The organism is Streptomyces sp. AC512_CC834 (assembly GCF_019049325.1).
In the GTDB taxonomy this organism is placed as follows: Bacteria; Actinomycetota; Actinomycetes; order Streptomycetales; family Streptomycetaceae; genus Streptomyces.
Window position 1 is genome coordinate 39,195 of sequence record NZ_JAGMUO010000044.1, and the last position, 14,930, is coordinate 54,124.

General features: G+C 71.2%; 14 protein-coding genes. 6 read left to right on the plus strand and 8 right to left on the minus strand.

The features are described from left to right. Positions 1-35 precede the first annotated feature (35 nt). Complete coding sequence (gene glgA / locus KUM40_RS17680; protein WP_217166956.1) at positions 36-1,232, minus strand: glycogen synthase; 1,197 nt, start codon at positions 1,230-1,232, stop codon at positions 36-38. Between the two features lie 37 nt (positions 1,233-1,269). After that, complete coding sequence (locus tag KUM40_RS17685; RefSeq protein WP_217166957.1) at positions 1,270-2,106, minus strand: (2Fe-2S)-binding protein; 837 nt, start codon at positions 2,104-2,106, stop codon at positions 1,270-1,272. Between the two features lie 227 nt (positions 2,107-2,333). Between KUM40_RS17685 and KUM40_RS17690 the strand changes: the two genes are divergently transcribed. Further along, complete coding sequence (locus tag KUM40_RS17690) at positions 2,334-3,533, plus strand: DMT family transporter (protein ID WP_217166958.1); 1,200 nt, start codon at positions 2,334-2,336, stop codon at positions 3,531-3,533. Here the strand turns inward: KUM40_RS17690 and KUM40_RS17695 are convergent. Continuing rightward, entirely contained in the window at positions 3,523-4,788 is a 1,266-nt protein-coding gene (locus KUM40_RS17695; RefSeq protein WP_217166959.1) for a transglycosylase family protein, read from the minus strand. The genes KUM40_RS17690 and KUM40_RS17695 overlap by 11 nt on opposite strands. 311 nt (positions 4,789-5,099) lie before the next feature. Here KUM40_RS17695 and gndA point away from each other — a divergent pair, with 311 nt between their 5' ends. Continuing rightward, entirely contained in the window at positions 5,100-6,539 is a 1,440-nt protein-coding gene (gene gndA, locus KUM40_RS17700; RefSeq protein WP_217166960.1) for an NADP-dependent phosphogluconate dehydrogenase, read from the plus strand. Between the two features lie 481 nt (positions 6,540-7,020). Here gndA and KUM40_RS17705 read toward each other — a convergent pair whose 3' ends face one another. The 4 genes from KUM40_RS17705 to KUM40_RS17720 all read right to left on the minus strand — a co-directional run bounded on the left by KUM40_RS17705 (position 7,021) and on the right by KUM40_RS17720 (position 9,122). Beyond that, the gene (locus KUM40_RS17705) at positions 7,021-7,698 is read right to left on the minus strand and encodes an aspartate/glutamate racemase family protein (protein WP_217166961.1); all 678 of its coding nucleotides are present in this window, start codon (positions 7,696-7,698) and stop codon (positions 7,021-7,023) included. 20 nt (positions 7,699-7,718) lie between these two features. Then, positions 7,719-8,063: a GNAT family N-acetyltransferase gene (locus KUM40_RS17710; RefSeq protein WP_217166962.1), complete on the minus strand. Its 345-nt coding sequence runs from the start codon at positions 8,061-8,063 to the stop codon at positions 7,719-7,721. Between the two features lie 49 nt (positions 8,064-8,112). Continuing rightward, positions 8,113-8,532 carry an aspartate 1-decarboxylase gene (gene panD / locus KUM40_RS17715; protein ID WP_217166963.1) on the minus strand — a complete coding sequence of 140 codons (420 nt, stop codon included), beginning with the start codon at positions 8,530-8,532 and terminating at the stop codon, positions 8,113-8,115. Positions 8,533-8,759: 227 nt separating this feature from the next. Continuing rightward, entirely contained in the window at positions 8,760-9,122 is a 363-nt protein-coding gene (locus KUM40_RS17720) for a hypothetical protein (RefSeq protein WP_217166964.1), read from the minus strand. 174 nt (positions 9,123-9,296) lie between these two features. Between KUM40_RS17720 and KUM40_RS17725 the strand changes: the two genes are divergently transcribed. Further along, a complete protein-coding gene (locus KUM40_RS17725) occupies positions 9,297-11,882 on the plus strand; it encodes a DUF262 domain-containing protein (RefSeq protein ID WP_217166965.1) in 2,586 nt (861 codons plus the stop codon). On the opposite strand, the gene KUM40_RS17730 is transcribed toward KUM40_RS17725, so the two are convergent. Next, entirely contained in the window at positions 11,827-12,348 is a 522-nt protein-coding gene (locus tag KUM40_RS17730; RefSeq protein ID WP_217166966.1) for an ATP-binding protein, read from the minus strand. The genes KUM40_RS17725 and KUM40_RS17730 overlap by 56 nt on opposite strands. A gap of 162 nt (positions 12,349-12,510) precedes the next feature. Here KUM40_RS17730 and KUM40_RS17735 point away from each other — a divergent pair, with 162 nt between their 5' ends. The 3 genes from KUM40_RS17735 (at position 12,511) to KUM40_RS17745 (ending at position 14,890) form a co-directional block, all read left to right on the plus strand. Next, entirely contained in the window at positions 12,511-13,380 is an 870-nt protein-coding gene (locus KUM40_RS17735; protein ID WP_217166967.1) for a helix-turn-helix transcriptional regulator, read from the plus strand. Beyond that, complete coding sequence (locus KUM40_RS17740) at positions 13,380-13,580, plus strand: DUF397 domain-containing protein (RefSeq protein ID WP_217166968.1); 201 nt, start codon at positions 13,380-13,382, stop codon at positions 13,578-13,580. Before KUM40_RS17735 ends, KUM40_RS17740 begins: the two co-directional genes overlap by 1 nt. Positions 13,581-13,705: 125 nt before the next feature. Beyond that, positions 13,706-14,890, plus strand: coding sequence for a serine/threonine-protein kinase (locus KUM40_RS17745; RefSeq protein ID WP_217166969.1), 1,185 nt, complete (start codon positions 13,706-13,708; stop codon positions 14,888-14,890). Positions 14,891-14,930 lie beyond the last annotated feature (40 nt).

Genomic DNA, 14,930 nt, shown 5'->3' on the forward strand with positions numbered 1-14,930 from the left:
CCTCGTTCACCTCGGCCACCCCGGGGCGGGGCGGCTCAAGCCTGCTTGAGGATCTCCTCGTACAGCCGGACCGTACGGCGCGCGACGGCGTCCCAGCCGAACTCCTCCACCGCGCGCTCCCGGCCCGCCTCGCCCATCCGCCGGGCGGCCCGTGGGTCACCCAGGACGGAGTCCAGTGCGCGTGCGAGGCCCGCCTCGAAGACATCGTCGTCCCCGTCGCTGTCCCTGGTGTCGCTGTTCCTGGTGTCGCTGTTCCTCGTGACGAGTACCCCCGTTTCGCCGTCGGCCACGACCTCGGGGATACCGCCGACCCGGGAGGCGACGACGGGGGTGCCGCAGGCCATCGCCTCCAGGTTGACGATGCCGAGGGGCTCGTACACGGAGGGGCAGACGAAGACGGCGGCGTGCGTCAGGAGCTGGATCACCTCCGGGCGCGGCAGCATGCGCGGGATCCAGTGCACTCCCTCGCGGGCGCGGCTCAACCCTGCGAAGAGGTCGCGGAACTCCCGGTCGATCTCGGGGGTGTCCGGGGCGCCCGCGCACAGCACGACCTGCGCGGCCGGGTCGATGTCCCGTACCGCGCGCAGCAGGTGGGGCACGCCCTTCTGACGGGTGATGCGGCCGACGAACAGGACGTACGGCCGGGAGCGGTCGAGTCCGATCCGGTCCAGCGCCTCGGTGCCGTGGTCGGGCCGGTAGAGGCTGGTGTCGATGCCGTTGTGCACGACGTGGACCCTGGAGGCGTCCAGCGCCGGGTAGCAGCCGAGGACGTCCTCGCGCATGGCGCCGGACACGGCGATCACCGCGTCGGCCGCCTCTACGGCGGTGCGCTCGGCCCAGCCGGACAGGGTGTAACCGCCGCCGAGCTGCTCGGCCTTCCAGGGGCGCAGGGGTTCCAGGGAGTGGGCGGTCATCACGTGCGGGACGCCGAAGAGGAGCTTGGCGAGATGGCCGCCGAGATTGGCGTACCAGGTGTGGGAGTGGACCAGTTCGCGGCCTTCGAGGGCGGCCGTCATGGTGAGGTCCACGGAGAAGCTGCGCAGCGCGTCGTTGGCGCCGTCGAGCGCGGACCAGGGCCGGTGGCGCAGCACGCCGTCGGTACGGCCCTCACCCCAGCAGTGCACGTCCAGGTCGACGAGGCGGGCGAGTTCGCGGGCGAGGAACTCCACGTGGACACCGGCGCCGCCGTAGACGTCCGGCGGGAACTCACGGGTCAGCAGTCCCACGCGCACCCGGAACCTCCCGTCTCGGCGGCTGGTTCCCTCATGGTCACTCAGACGGGCCGCCTGGGGAAGAGCGCGGGGGCCGCGGGGACGCTGGGGATCGCGGGGACCCCGGGGGCCGGGAGAAGCAGCAGTCGCCGCAGATCCCGGCTCCGGGCACCCGGTAGTACAGGCAGCAGCTCCGCCGCCGGAAGGAAGTGCCGGTGAGGGCGCCGGTGCCGGCGAGCAATGGGTGGGCGAGCAGGGCTGCGGTCAGCGACCGGGCGTGGGCGGCGGTGTCCGTACGGCCGTTGCGGCGGGCCCAGCGTTCCAGTTCCCGGCCGGCGCCTGCCAGGGCGGAGGCCGCGTTGCCCCGCAGCAGGCCGGTCGCGACGCCGTAGCGGGCGTGCACGGCGGACGCCAGGGGCGCGAGGTGGGTGGTGAGCACGACGTCCGCGACGGTCGTGGTGTCCCCCGGCAGGGCGTGCACCTCGGTGAGCCACAGGTCGTCGGGGGCGCCGGCGTCGGGGTCCCAGCGCAGCAGGCTCGGGTCGAGGTCGGGGACACGGCCGTAAAGGGCGGCGCAGGCCAGCGTCACCGACCACAGGCGGGCCGCGAGCCCCTGCTGGGCCACGGAGGCGGCGACCCGGGTCTCGGGGGCTCGGAGCGCGACGGCCACCTTCCGGACGCGGAAGCCCAGCGGGTCAGGACCGAACGGAACTTGAACGTCCGGCGTCGCTGCCGCGTATCCCGATGCGTATCCCGATGCGTAGGCGTGTGCGAGGGTGGCAAGCGGCCCGGACGGCGACGGCCGCGACGGGTGCTGGGACATGTGCGGGGACGTGTGCAGGACGGAGAAGCCGCCGAGCGGGCGGAGTGCGGCGAGATCGGGGTCGAGGTCCACGGAGAGCAGTAGTATCAAGGCCCCTAAGGGGCGGAGCCAGGGGGCGGGGCCCGAAGTAGCCCACCCTGGGGAGGACGGCGGGGCCGTCGTACTCCATCGGTAGTAGGACCCAAAGAATGCTCAGGGACGACGACGGGAAGACCCTGAGACGGCATCGTGTTGTCCATGGATGACGACCGTACGCCGCGCCGGGCCCAGCGCCCCCGCCTCACGCAGAGGAGCAGCCGATGAGCGCCCTCGCGTTGTCCGTGCTGCTGTCGCTCGTCTCCGCCGTGGCGTACGCGGGCGGAGCGATCGTGCAGGAGCAGGTCGCGTCGTCGTCCCCGGGTGCTCAGTACGCTCCGCTGCGCCGGCCCGGCTGGTGGGGGGCGGTCGCGCTCAACGGCCTCGGCGGTCTGCTGCACGTCGTCGCCCTCGCTCTCGGTCCGCTGAGCCTGGTTCAGCCGCTGGGAGCGCTCACCATCGTGTTCGCCCTGCCCATGGCCGCGCTGTTCGTGGGCCGCAGGGCCGGGGCGACGGCCTGGCGGGGCGCGCTCATGGCGACCGTCGGTCTCGCCGGTCTGCTGTCCCTGGTCGGCGCGTCCGAGGCGCAGTCGCTGGACACGGCGCAGCGCGTCGGGGCGGCGCTGGTCACCGGTGGTGTGGTGGTGGCGCTGATGATCGCCGGCCGCGCCGCGCACCGGCACCCGGCGGTCCGCAGCATCCTGCTGGCGACCGCGTCCGGCATAGCCTTCGGTATGTCTTCGGTCTTCACCAAGACGGTCGCCGTCGACTGGACGGGCGGGGTGACCGCCGCCGACCTGCCGTCGCTGGCCGTGATCGGCGTACTCGCCACGGCGGGCATGGTGCTGTCCCAGGCCTCCTACCGGGGCGCCGGCCTCGCGGCCCCGCTGGCCACGCTGACGGTCGTGAACCCGGTGGTGGCCGCCGTGGTCGGCATCACGATGTTCGGTGAGACGTTCCGTTACGGCACGACCGGCACTGTGCTCGCCTTGAGCTGCGGGGTGGTGGCCGCCGGCGGCCTGATCCTGCTGACTACGGAGCGGATCGCCCGGGAGACCCTGGCGACGGCTACGACCACGGCCCTGGAGGAGATCACGGCGACGGCTACGGTCGCGGAGGAGACCTCGGCCCGCGCCGAGGACGGCGTGGCCCTGCCGGTCGAGAGGGCTCAAGGGGCCCGGGTCCGGGGCGGGCGCGAGGAGCGGGAGCAGCGGGGCGCTCCCGTGGCCCGGCAGCCCGACAAGGTCTTCGTGCCCTCCCCGGTGGCATCGCCGGTCCGGGACCCCGCCCCCGTCGAGGAGGCGTACGACGCCCGGGTACCGGCGGAGAGCGACGACACGACGCTCTCCTACGGCCCCTTCTACGGCGGCCCGTTCGTTCCGCCGCCCCTGTTCAGCCGCCGACGGGTCCGGATCAGATCCTGACGCCGCCGGCCCGCAGATACGCCAGCGGGTCGACGTCCGAACCGAAGCCGGGCCCCGTCCGCACCTCGAAGTGCAGATGCGGGCCCGTGACGTTTCCCGTGGCGCCCGAGCGCCCGAGGCGCTGACCGGCGCCCACCGACTGACCGTCCTTCACGGAGATCGCCGACAGGTGCGCGTACTGGGAGTACCGGCCGTCGCCGTGCCGGACCACCACCTGGTAGCCGTACGAACCGCCCCAGCCCGCGCTGACGACCCGGCCTGCCGCGACCGACTTGACGGAGGTACCGGTGGGGACGGGGAAGTCGACGCCGGTGTGGTAGCCCTTCGACCAGGAGGAGCCCGCCTGGTGGTACGGCGTGCCGGTCGCGGCGTCCACCGGGGCGACGACGGCCTGGTGGGTGGTGGCCTTGCCGGCCTGGCTCTTGCCGCTGTCGGAGGACGACTTCTCCGGCGCCTTCTGCTGCTTGTTCTGCTCTTTCTGCTTCTCCTGCTCCTGGACCTTCTGCTGCTTCTGCTGCTTCGGCTCTTTTTGCCGCTCGTCCTGTTTCGGTTGCTTCTGCCGCGGCTGGGTGGTCCTCGACTCGGCCGGGGACGCCGTGGTGGACCCCTCGCCGCGCAGTGTCAGGCGCTGGCCGGGCAGGATCAGGTCGGGGTCGGTTCCGATCGCGCCGCGGTTGGCCTCGTACAGGCGCTGCCAGCCGCCCCGGACCTGGTGGGTGTCGGCGATGCCGGAGAGGGTGTCGCCGGTGACCACCGTGTACATCCGGGCCTTGCCCGCCCGGGACTGCGGTGTGGTCTGCGGCTGGACGTCCTTCACCGAGTCGGACTTCTTCGCGGGCTCCGTTCCCCCGGCCGGCCGGATGTCGGGGGTGTCGCCGCCCCGGGTCAGTCCGGCCCGCGGCGCGCACGCCGGCCAGGCGCCGGGTCCCTGGCCGTCGAGTACCTTCTCGGCGACGGCGATCTGCTGGTCCTTGGTGGCCAGGTCGGCGCGCGGGGCGTACCGCGTGCCGCCGAACGCCTCCCAGGTGGACTGGGTGAACTGCAGGCCGCCGTAGTAGCCGTTGCCGGTGTTGATGTCCCAGTCGTTGGTGGACTCACAGGCGGCGACCTTGTCCCAGGTCTCCACGTCGTCCGCGTGGGCCGTGCCGGTACCGACGAGTGGGAGCGCCAGTCCCGCGCCGCCGGCGGTGACGGTCAGTGAGGCGCGGTTGATCCTGTTCGGCTGATACCGGCGATGCCGGCCGCGTACGGCCATGGAGATCCCCCTCGACATTGCGTCAGGAGGGGCAAAAGTAAGCGCCACGAACAGGCCATGACAAGACGGCAATCGGCCGGTTGGTCACGCCGAGTGGCCAAGAACAGACGACCGTTGGCCGGATGCGGGGTCCACCCGCTGAGGCGTCCGACCCGTTCCGTGCGTACTGGAGTCCGTCGGACACGAGAAATGCGGCCGGCGTACCGGCACGTCAAGATGGTCGAGCCGGAATATTCGTGGGCACGACCAGCGTCACAGGTACCAGTCACCATCACCACGGATGCCAAGCGAAGTCTCTAGGAGCCAACCCAATGAGCACCACAGCACAGATCGGCGTCACAGGTCTCGCGGTCATGGGCCGCAACCTCGCCCGCAACTTCGCCCGCAACGGCTACACGGTCGCGGTGCACAACCGGACCGCGTCGCGCACGCACGCGCTGGTGGAGGAGTTCGGTGGCGAGGGCGACTTCGTCGCGACCGAGACCGCCAAGGAGTTCGTGGCGGCGCTGGAGCGGCCGCGGCGTCTGGTGATCATGGTGAAGGCAGGTGACCCGACCGACGCGGTGATCCGGGAGTTCGCCCCGCTCCTGGAGCCCGGAGACATGATCATCGACGGGGGCAACGCGCACTTCGCGGACACCCGGCGCCGGGAGCGCGAACTGCGCGAGCAAGGCATTCACTTCGTGGGCACCGGCATCTCGGGCGGCGAGGAGGGCGCGCTGAACGGCCCGAGCATCATGCCGGGCGGCTCGAAGGAGTCGTACGAGTCGCTCGGCCCGATGCTGGAGAAGATCTCGGCGAAGGCGGCGGACGAGGCGCCCTGTGTGACGCACGTGGGTCCCGACGGCGCCGGGCACTTCGTGAAGATGGTGCACAACGGCATCGAGTACGCCGACATGCAGCTGATCGGCGAGGCCTACCAGCTACTGCGTGATGTCGCCGGGTACTCCCCCGCGCAGATCGCCGAGATCTTCCGCACCTGGAACACCGGCCGCCTGGACTCGTACCTGATCGAGATCACCGCGGAGGTGCTCTCGCACGTGGACGCGGCGACGGGCAAGCCGTTCGTGGACGTGGTGGTCGACCAGGCGGAGCAGAAGGGCACCGGCCGCTGGACGGTGCAGATGGCGCTGGACCTGGGCGTGCCGGTGTCCGGGATCGCGGAGGCGGTCTTCGCCCGCTCCCTGTCCGGTCACGCGGCGCTGCGCGAGGCCTCGCGCGGTCTGACGGGCCCGAAGGCGGCGCCGCTCGGCGAGTCGGAGGCGGCCGCCTTCGCCGACCGCGTCGAGCAGGCGCTGTACGCGTCGAAGATCGTGTCGTACACGCAGGGCTTCCACGAGGTCGCGGCGGGCAGTGAGGAGTACGGCTGGGACATCGACCTGGGCGCGGTCTCCGCGATCTGGCGCGGCGGCTGCATCATCCGCGCGGCCTTCCTGGACCGCATCCGCGCCGCGTACGACGCCCGGCCCGATCTGCCGAGCCTGCTCTCGGACGAGACGTTCGCCCAGGAGATCGCCACCGCGCAGGACGACTGGCGCGAGGTCCTGGTCGCCGCGACCCGGCAGGGCGTACCGACACCGGGCTTCGCCGCCGCACTCGCCTACTACGACGCCCTGCGCGCCGAGCGGCTCCCGGCCGCGCTGACGCAGGGCCAGCGGGACTTCTTCGGGGCGCACACGTACCGCAGGACGGACCGGGACGGCGCGTTCCACACGCTGTGGGGCGGGGACCGGTCGGAGGTCACGGCGTAGTTCTTGGGCAGCGGGGAGGGTGAGGGAGGCGATGAGCGGCCGTCTGCAGCACACGCCCACCGCTTCCCTCTGCCCTCCGTGAAGCCCATCGTCGCCCTGACGTTCAGGTGAGCGGTGGCCCCGGCTCCGGGTTGGGTACCGGCTCGGGTCCCGGCGGGATCGGCGACGGCGAGGGCCCGGGAGGACCGGGAGGCTCGGGCGTCGGCTGCGGGCCGGGCCCCGGAGGCTGAGGTGTGGGTTCCGGACCCGGCCCCGGGCCGGGGGACGGCGGTGGAGGGGTCGGTTGCGGGCCGGGGGCCGGGGGCGACACCGGATCCGGGCTCGGCTGTGGGGGCTCCGGGTCCGGACCGGGAGCGGGTCCCGGGGTGGGCCCGGGTGGGACGGGATCCGGATACGGGTTCGTCATGGCGCTGTCCTCCGGCCAGTCGGTCGACGTCGGCTCTGGACTTGTCCCCCGCCTACCCGACGGCCGCCTCCCCACTCACTCCCCCGCATGAACCTCGGGGCCCAGGTGGCCCAGGTGGCCCAGGCGCGCCGCCGACGCGCCGGCGGCCAGTCCGGGCGCGGGACTGGCCAGCACCGGGACGCGGGCCTTCGTCGACTCCCGGGCCGGCGCCATGGATGCCTGGGCCAGGACGATCACGTCGGCGCCGGTGACGACGTCGGCCGCCTCGGCGACCCGGCGCAGGTAGCCGTCGGTGTCGCCGGCCTCGAACCGCCGCCAGGCGCCGTCCACCAGCCGCGTCCGCACCTCCACGGGGCGGCCCGCGCGACGGGCCTCCTCCTCGATCAGTGCCACCGTCGGAGCGAGCGTGCTCTCCAGAGCGGCGAGGACGAGGACGCGAGGACCGGCGGCCACGGCGTCGGCGGCCATCGGCCGGTCGACCCGCAGCACCGGCACACCGGCCCCGGCGGCGGCAGCCTCCGCGACACCGCCGATGGTCGAGCAGGTGCACAGCACGGCCCGCGACCCCTCGGCGACCGCCTGCCTCAGCACGGCCACGACGGCGTCGGTCACGGCCTCCGGCCCGTCGCGCCGCGCCCGGTCCAGCAACCCGGCGTCGACGTGATGCCGCAGTTCCAGACCGGGATGCGCGTGGTCACGCAGGGCGTCGAAGACAGGGACATGAACGGGCGAGGTGTGCAGCAACGCCAGCACAGGAGCTCCGAGCCCCCGGCTCAGAACCGCTCGGGATGCGCGACGAGCCATTCCTTCGCCGCGCGCAGCAGCTCCGGGTCGGCCCCGGGTGCCTCGTCCCGGTGACGCTCGGCCCACTTCACGACGTACGGGCACAGCGGGGCGACCGTGACACCCTCCCGCCGCGCGAGGGCGTACAGCTCCCGGGCCAGGGCACCCGCGATGCCCTGGCCCTCGTGGGCCGGCTCGACGATCGTGTGGACGGGGACGAGGGCGCGCTCGGGAGCGTCGAGCACGAAGTACTCGATACGGCCGACGACCTCTCCGGCCGCCACCGCCTCCAGCCGCCCGGCCGCCCGGTCGTCACGGATCTCGATATCACTCACGGCCACGCTCCTCGTCCCCGAAGCTCAGCAGAATCAGCAGGTCAGTACGTCAGACCGACACGGCCTGAGGGCTGCGTTCCTGGTCCGAGCCCGGTACCGGCGCGGACGCGTCCGCGCCCAGGGCGACGATACGGTTGTCGCCGTCCGCGTGCACGACCCGGGGCTTCAGCGCCCGCGCCTCGGCATCGGTGACCTGGGCGTAGCTGATGAGGATCACCAGATCCCCGGGGTGGACGAGGTGAGCCGCGGCCCCGTTGATCCCGATCACCCCGGACCCCCGCTCGCCCTCGATGACGTACGTCTCCAGCCGGGCCCCGTTGGTGATGTCCACGATGTGCACCAGCTCACCGGGCAGCAGATCGGCCGCGTCCAGCAGATCGGCGTCGATGGTCACCGAGCCGACGTAGTGCAGGTCGGCCTGGGTGACGGTGGCGCGGTGGATCTTGGACTTGAACATGGTGCGCAGCATGTTGGACTCCTGGAAGACGGCTCCCTGCCTGCTTTCTGCAGGTCAAGGGCGTCCTTCACTTTACACCGGCACGCGTCGGACTCGAAGGTCGTGAGAAAATCTCCGCGACCGCAACCCCGACGGTTGCGACGCCCTCTCCCTGTACGCGGGCCCGTACCCAGGCCGGCAGTGCCGCCGCGTCCCGTGAACGCCGACGACAACCAGACGCTCGTGGAGCGGAGTGACCTTCACGCGGCGGTCGTGTCGGCCGCAGCGGTGCGGAGCAGCTCGGGAAAGGCGTCCTCCCAGACCTCGCGGACGTAGGGACTGATCAAGCGCCGCAGCACGGGCCACTGCTCGGTGAGCAGCCGGTGGTGCAGGAGGGCCACCAGGTCCTCACTCGGTCCTTCGGCGAGGACGGTCCGGTAGAGCGTCATGCGGGACTTCGGACGGTCCAGACCGTAGCTCGTCCGCCCGGACCAGACGATATGGAGGGGCAGGTCCACGTTGCCCTCGACGGGGCCGGCCAGCTCCTGCAAGCTCTTGGGCAGTCGGCTGCGGTAGCGGTCCCGCAGCACCTCGGCGCGGGGAGCGGTGATCGTCGTGTCCATGCATCCAGTGTCGCTGCTGAGAGTCGGCGGCATGGCGGATACGGGGCTCCCCTGTTGTACGTACGGGTTGGGCGCCGCCCGCCCGTTCCTCGGACATCTCGCCCAGTGGGCGATTACGAGGTCGGCCGAGCCTGATGTAATCGGCGGCGGACGACCGAGGACCAAGGGGGCCATATGCAGGCCAAGGAAACGTTGTTCGCCGATCTCGTGCAGGGCAGGGCCCAGCAGTTCCAGGTGCCGCTCTATCAACGGACGTACTCCTGGACCGAGAAGCACCTCAAACAGCTGTGGAACGACATCCTGGAACAGGCCGAGCTGCTCGAGTCCGAAGAGGAGAAGGCCAGCACGCACTTCCTCGGTTCGGTCGTGCTCGCGCCGTCACCGCAGAACGAGGCGACATTCCCCCGCTGGCTCGTCGTCGACGGCCAGCAGCGGCTGACCACGCTGTCCCTGGCCCTGGCTGCCCTCCGCGACCACGTCGCGGACACCGAGCCGGACGAGGCCGAGCGCATCAACGAGGAATACCTGATCAACAAGCGGAAGAGCGGTCACGACCACCTCCGTCTACTGCCGACGCAGGCTGACCGGCCGCAGTTCGCCGCGCACATCCGCGGTCCCCTCACCGAGCAGGCCGCCGGCAGCGGTGTCGCCACGGCCTACGCCTTCTTCCGCAAGAAGCTCGTCGAGGCGGACGACCCGGCAGCTCCGCAGGACGTGTTCCGCATCGAGCAGGCGATCACCTCGCGGCTCACGCTGGTGGCGGTGACCGCCGAACCCGGCGACAACGTGCATCGCATCTTCGAGTCACTCAACAACACCGGCCTCAAGCTGAGCCAGGCCGACCTGCTGCGCAACTACCTTTTCATGCGGCTGACAACGCGCGGCGAGCACGTCTACGAGACCTACTGGTTGCCCCTGCAGAACAGTCTGAGCAACGACGAGCTGGAACAGCTCATGTGGCTGCAACTCGTGCTGGACGGAGACGACCGGGTCCGCCGTCAGGACCTGTACGCCGCCCAGCAGAAGCGCTTCGAGAGCCCGAGGAAGGGCGAGGCGGAGATCGAGGCGTACATCAGGGAACTCCACCGTCACAGCGCCCTCTTCCGCCGGCTGCTGCACCCCGACGAGGAACCCGATTCCGAGGTCCGGGCCGCGCTCCACCGCCTTGACGCATGGCAGGCGGCCGTCACCTACCCCGCCTTGATGCTGCTGCTCGACCGGCGCGAGCGCGGGGAATTGGACTCCTCCGAGACCGCTCGCGCCATGGCGTACATCGAGAGCTTCCTCGTCCGCCGGATGATCTGCCGGGTCCCGACCAACAACCTCAACCGGATCTTCCAGGCCGTGCCCGGTCAGCTTCCGCTCGACGTGCCTGTCACCGAGGGGCTGCACCAGCTCCTCTCCTCCGAGAACCGCTTCTGGCCCGACGACGCCGAACTGCGCGACAAGGTCCGGAAGGCGCCGTTCTACCAATACGGCCGGTGGCAGCAGCGCAAACTGGTGCTGCAACGGCTGGAGGAGAGTTACGGGCATCCCGAACCGGTCGACTTCGCCGCCGCGCAGCTCACCGTGGAGCACGTCATGCCGCAGTCGCCCGGCGACGAGTGGCTGCGCGTGCTGGGCGAGGAGGCGTCCGACGACGAGACCGCGGAGGAACTGCACGCCCGGTTCCAGCACACCCTCGGCAACCTGACACTCACCGCGGTCAACTCGGAGCTGTCCAATCACCCCTTCGAGCGCAAGCAGGATCTGCTGGGCGGCAGCCATCTGGAGATGAACCGCCGCATCGCCGCCACCGAGCGCTGGGGCGTGCGCGAGATCCTGGCCCGCGCCGACGAACTCGCCGACCGTGCGGTCGCGTTGTGGCCGGCCCCGCTGCGCGGAGTCGGCCGTGCGGAACGCAGCCGTGACTGGCAGCTCGCCCACCAGGTCCTCGCCGCGCTCCCCCACGGCACCTGGACCTCGTACGGCGACCTCGCCGCGTTCCTCGGCTCCGGCGCCCAGGCCGTGGGCAACCACTTGGCCAACACTGCTGGCGTGGCCAACGCGTACCGGGTCCTCACCTCCGAGGGCAAGGTCTCCGACGGCTTCCGGTGGGCGGCGCCCCAGGACACCGGAAGTGACGACGTCCGCGTCCGACTGGCCGCTGACGGCGTCCGCTTCACGGCCACCGGGGCCGCCGACCCGGCCCAGCGGCTCACCGCCGACGACCTCGCCGCGCTGCTCGCCGGCACGGACGACGACCGGGCTGACGATGAGGACACCGCTCAGGACGGAACCGCGGAAGCACCGGGCGAGGAGACCCGCGCCGAACGCTTCTTCCGCCAGCTCGCCGCGGACGACTCGCCCGAGACGGTCGAAGCGGTCCGCGCGCTCCTCGCCCACTGGGAGGGGCTGGGCGGCTGGATCGGGAACGGCGCGGGACATGTCACCACGAGCGCGTACCTCATGCTCGGCGAGGTCGGCGGGCCCGGTCGCGGCATCTGGCCGATGACGCTCTACCCCGGCGCGGGACGCGGCAGCACCGCGGAGGTGGTGTTCCAGTACCTCGCCGCGCGGGAGCCGTTCACCGACCGCGCGCTGCGCGCCGAACTCCTCACCCGCCTCAATGCTCTGGACGGCGTCGACATCCCGGAGGGCAAGCTGGAGTTGCGCCCCAACATCCGGCTGTCCCTGCTGGAGAAGGACCGCAACCGGGAGCTCCTCACCGAGACGCTGACGTGGTTCCGGGACCGCTGGGAGGGCCGGGGCACGTCCTGACGGATGTCCGCCGGGCGCACTCCGCCCACACCGTCTTGCCGCCCGGCGGGTACGCCTCGCAGCCCCAGGCATCCGCGAGCGAGGCGACGAGGAGCAGGCCCCGCCCGGACTCGCCGTCGGCGTCGGCCTCGACGTCCAGGGGCGGCACGGGCAGACGTTCGCCCCGCGCGTCGGTGACCTCGATCCGCAGGGTCGTGGGTGTCAGGGTCAGGGCGAGGCGTGCGTTCCTGCCCTGCACCCGGCCGTGCAGGGCGGCGTTCGCGGTCAGCTCCGCGATGAGGAGGGAGGCTGTGGCCATGCCGTCGTCGGTGGGCACCGGCTCCCGCTGTCCTCGGTGTGTGGCGAGCCAGCGTTCGGCGGCGTGGCGTGCGGTATGCGCGCCCCGCGCGGTGGTGGGGAACATGGTGCGGAAGTGGTCTGTGCCGACGGTCGGTTCACCTGGAGCGGTGACAGTTTCCTGATTCACATCACCGAGGGTGACCGAGTGGTCCTACCGTGTGGAGCATTCCGGGCGGTACGCAGGGTGACTGTCCCGGTGCGGACGGTGCGAAGTACGGGCGTACGGCCATGACCTGACCGTGCTGTCGCCGGTTCGTCCTCAGCACAAGGAACAGGGTGGTGGTGCGGCATGACGGCGCAGGCGGGTGCGGGGGTTCCCACGGGCGGTGAGACGGACGGCACGGACGAGGTCGCGGACCTGTTCCGGGCCCTCGGCCGCCAGATCAAGGTCGCGCGTGAACGGGCCGGGCTGAGTCAGAAGGAGCTGGGCGACCGGCTCGGGTACGGGGAGGAGACGATCTCCTCGGTCGAGCGGGCACGGCGGACGCCTCAGCCCGAACTGCTGGTCGCCGTGGACACGTTGCTGGAGTGCGGGGGCCTGCTGGCTTCTGCGGCGGAGGACGTGGAACGGGCGAAGACTCGGCGGAGGGTGCGGCATCCGGAGTGGTTCCGTGACTATGCGCGGTTGGAGGCGGAGGCGGAGGAGATCTGCTTCTACAGCACCTTGACGATGCCAGGCCTCCTGCAAACAGAGGGGTACGCCAGGACGATCTTCACGGCACGACGTCCGTTCCTGGACGAAGAGACGATTGAGCAGCGGGTGGCCGCGCGACTCGACCGTCAGCAGATCCTGACGTGCTGGCCTCCGCCGATGGTCACAGCGGTGATCGAAGAATCGGTGCTGCGCCGGGAGATCGGCGGCCAGACGGTACAGCAGGAACAACTGACGCAGCTTTTGGAGTTGGGGAAGCTGCGAAATGTGGAGATTCAGGTGCTTCCACTGGATTGCCAAGGGCACGCAGGCATGGAAGGGCCGTTCATCCTCCTCACGCCGAAGGGCAAACCACAGGTCGGATATGGAGAGTTCCAGAGCATCAATCGTCTGATCACAGATCCCCAGGAGGTCCGTATGCTGGCCGCACGCTACGGAAGCATCCGAGGACAGGCGCTCAACCCGGCTGAATCCTCAGCCTTGATCGAGAAGCTGCGGGGAGACTGATGGACATCCGACAGCCCAACGAGCTCCACTGGTTCAAGAGCACTTACAGCGGCGGGGACGGCGGCGAATGCGTCGAAATCGCCCCCGACTCGACCGTCATACACGTACGGGACTCCAAGGAACGCGGTGGGCCTCAGCTCGCGTTCCCGCGGAGCGCATGGTCCGGGTTCCTCGCGGATCTCGGGCGCGGCCGGATCTGATGCGTGGCGCGGCCCCTCCCCAGCCCCCGGGGAGGGTGACCGTGCCCACCTTTGGGATTAAGGTGTAGATCCGGTGAAGGCGCCGCCTGGGGGGCACGCGGTGAACGAGAGGATACGCACGGTTCATGAACGGGGCTCCCGAGCAAATCGGCCGATATGTGGTCGAACAGGAGCTGGGCTCGGGGGGAATGGGTGAGGTCTATCTGGCCTTCTCGCCCGCCGGTGATCCGGTCGCGGTGAAGCTGATCCGCCCGGACCGGCTAGACCCTGTCACTCGTGCGCGCTTCGAGAAGGAAGCTCTCATCGCCAGGACGGTGGTGGGGACGAACCGGGTCGCCAGGTTCCTGGACGCCGACCCCTACGCGGAGCGCCCGTGGCTGGCCATGGAGTACGTACCGGGCCAGACGCTGCTGACGTACGTCGACGGGCACGGTCCGCTGTCCGCCCCCTTGGTGGCGAGCCTCGGTGCCCTGCTGACGGAGGGACTTGAGGCCGTTCACGCGGTGGGACTGCTCCACCGGGACCTGAAGCCGCAGAACGTCATGCTGGGCGCGTACGGCCCCATCCTGATCGACTTCGGCCTCGGGGCGTTCCTGGACACCACCAAGGACACCCTGTCCCACAGCGGAATGATCATCGGCACCGTGCGCTGCATGCCGCCCGAGCAGGCTCTTGGACGCACGAAGGTCAAGGAGTCCGCCGATGTGTACGGGCTCGGCACGGTCCTGCTGTACGCAGCCACCGAGCACTATCCCTTTGACGGGGCGCGCTGGGAGGCGATCGTCGGGCAGGTCGCCAACCCCGACCAGGCCCCGGATCTGAGCGGCCTCCCCCAGCCCCTGGTCCCGCTGATCGGCTCCATGCTGGCCCACGACCCGGCCGACCGGCCCTCCCTCGACGCGGTGATGGCCGGATGCACGAGCGTGCTGGCCTCGGCGGGCCTGTCCCCCATGGAGGCCCGGCACGCCCTGATCGACGCCACCGCGACGGACGAAACGGCACCACCACCCGGAAACGACCCGCCGGTCGTGTGGGAGCGGCTCGCCGAACAGGCGGTCGCACTCGACGAGGACGCGTCGGACAGCCCGCTGGACAGCCCTTCACCGGCCGCACCGGAGCCGCCACACGAGGAAGACGCCTCCGAGGCCGCCGACGTGCCCGACTCGTCGGCGGACAGCACGGCGCCCCCTGCCCCGGTGGTCGAGGTCCCCGCGCCCGTCCCCGTGCCCCGGAAGCCGGGACGGCCGCCCGCGTCACTGCGTGTGGCCGAGGAGCTGCGGAGCCGGTACGCCGCGCAGCCCGGCCTCTGAGCCCAGCTTCCGGGGACGCCGTGGGGGCGGTGTCAGTGGC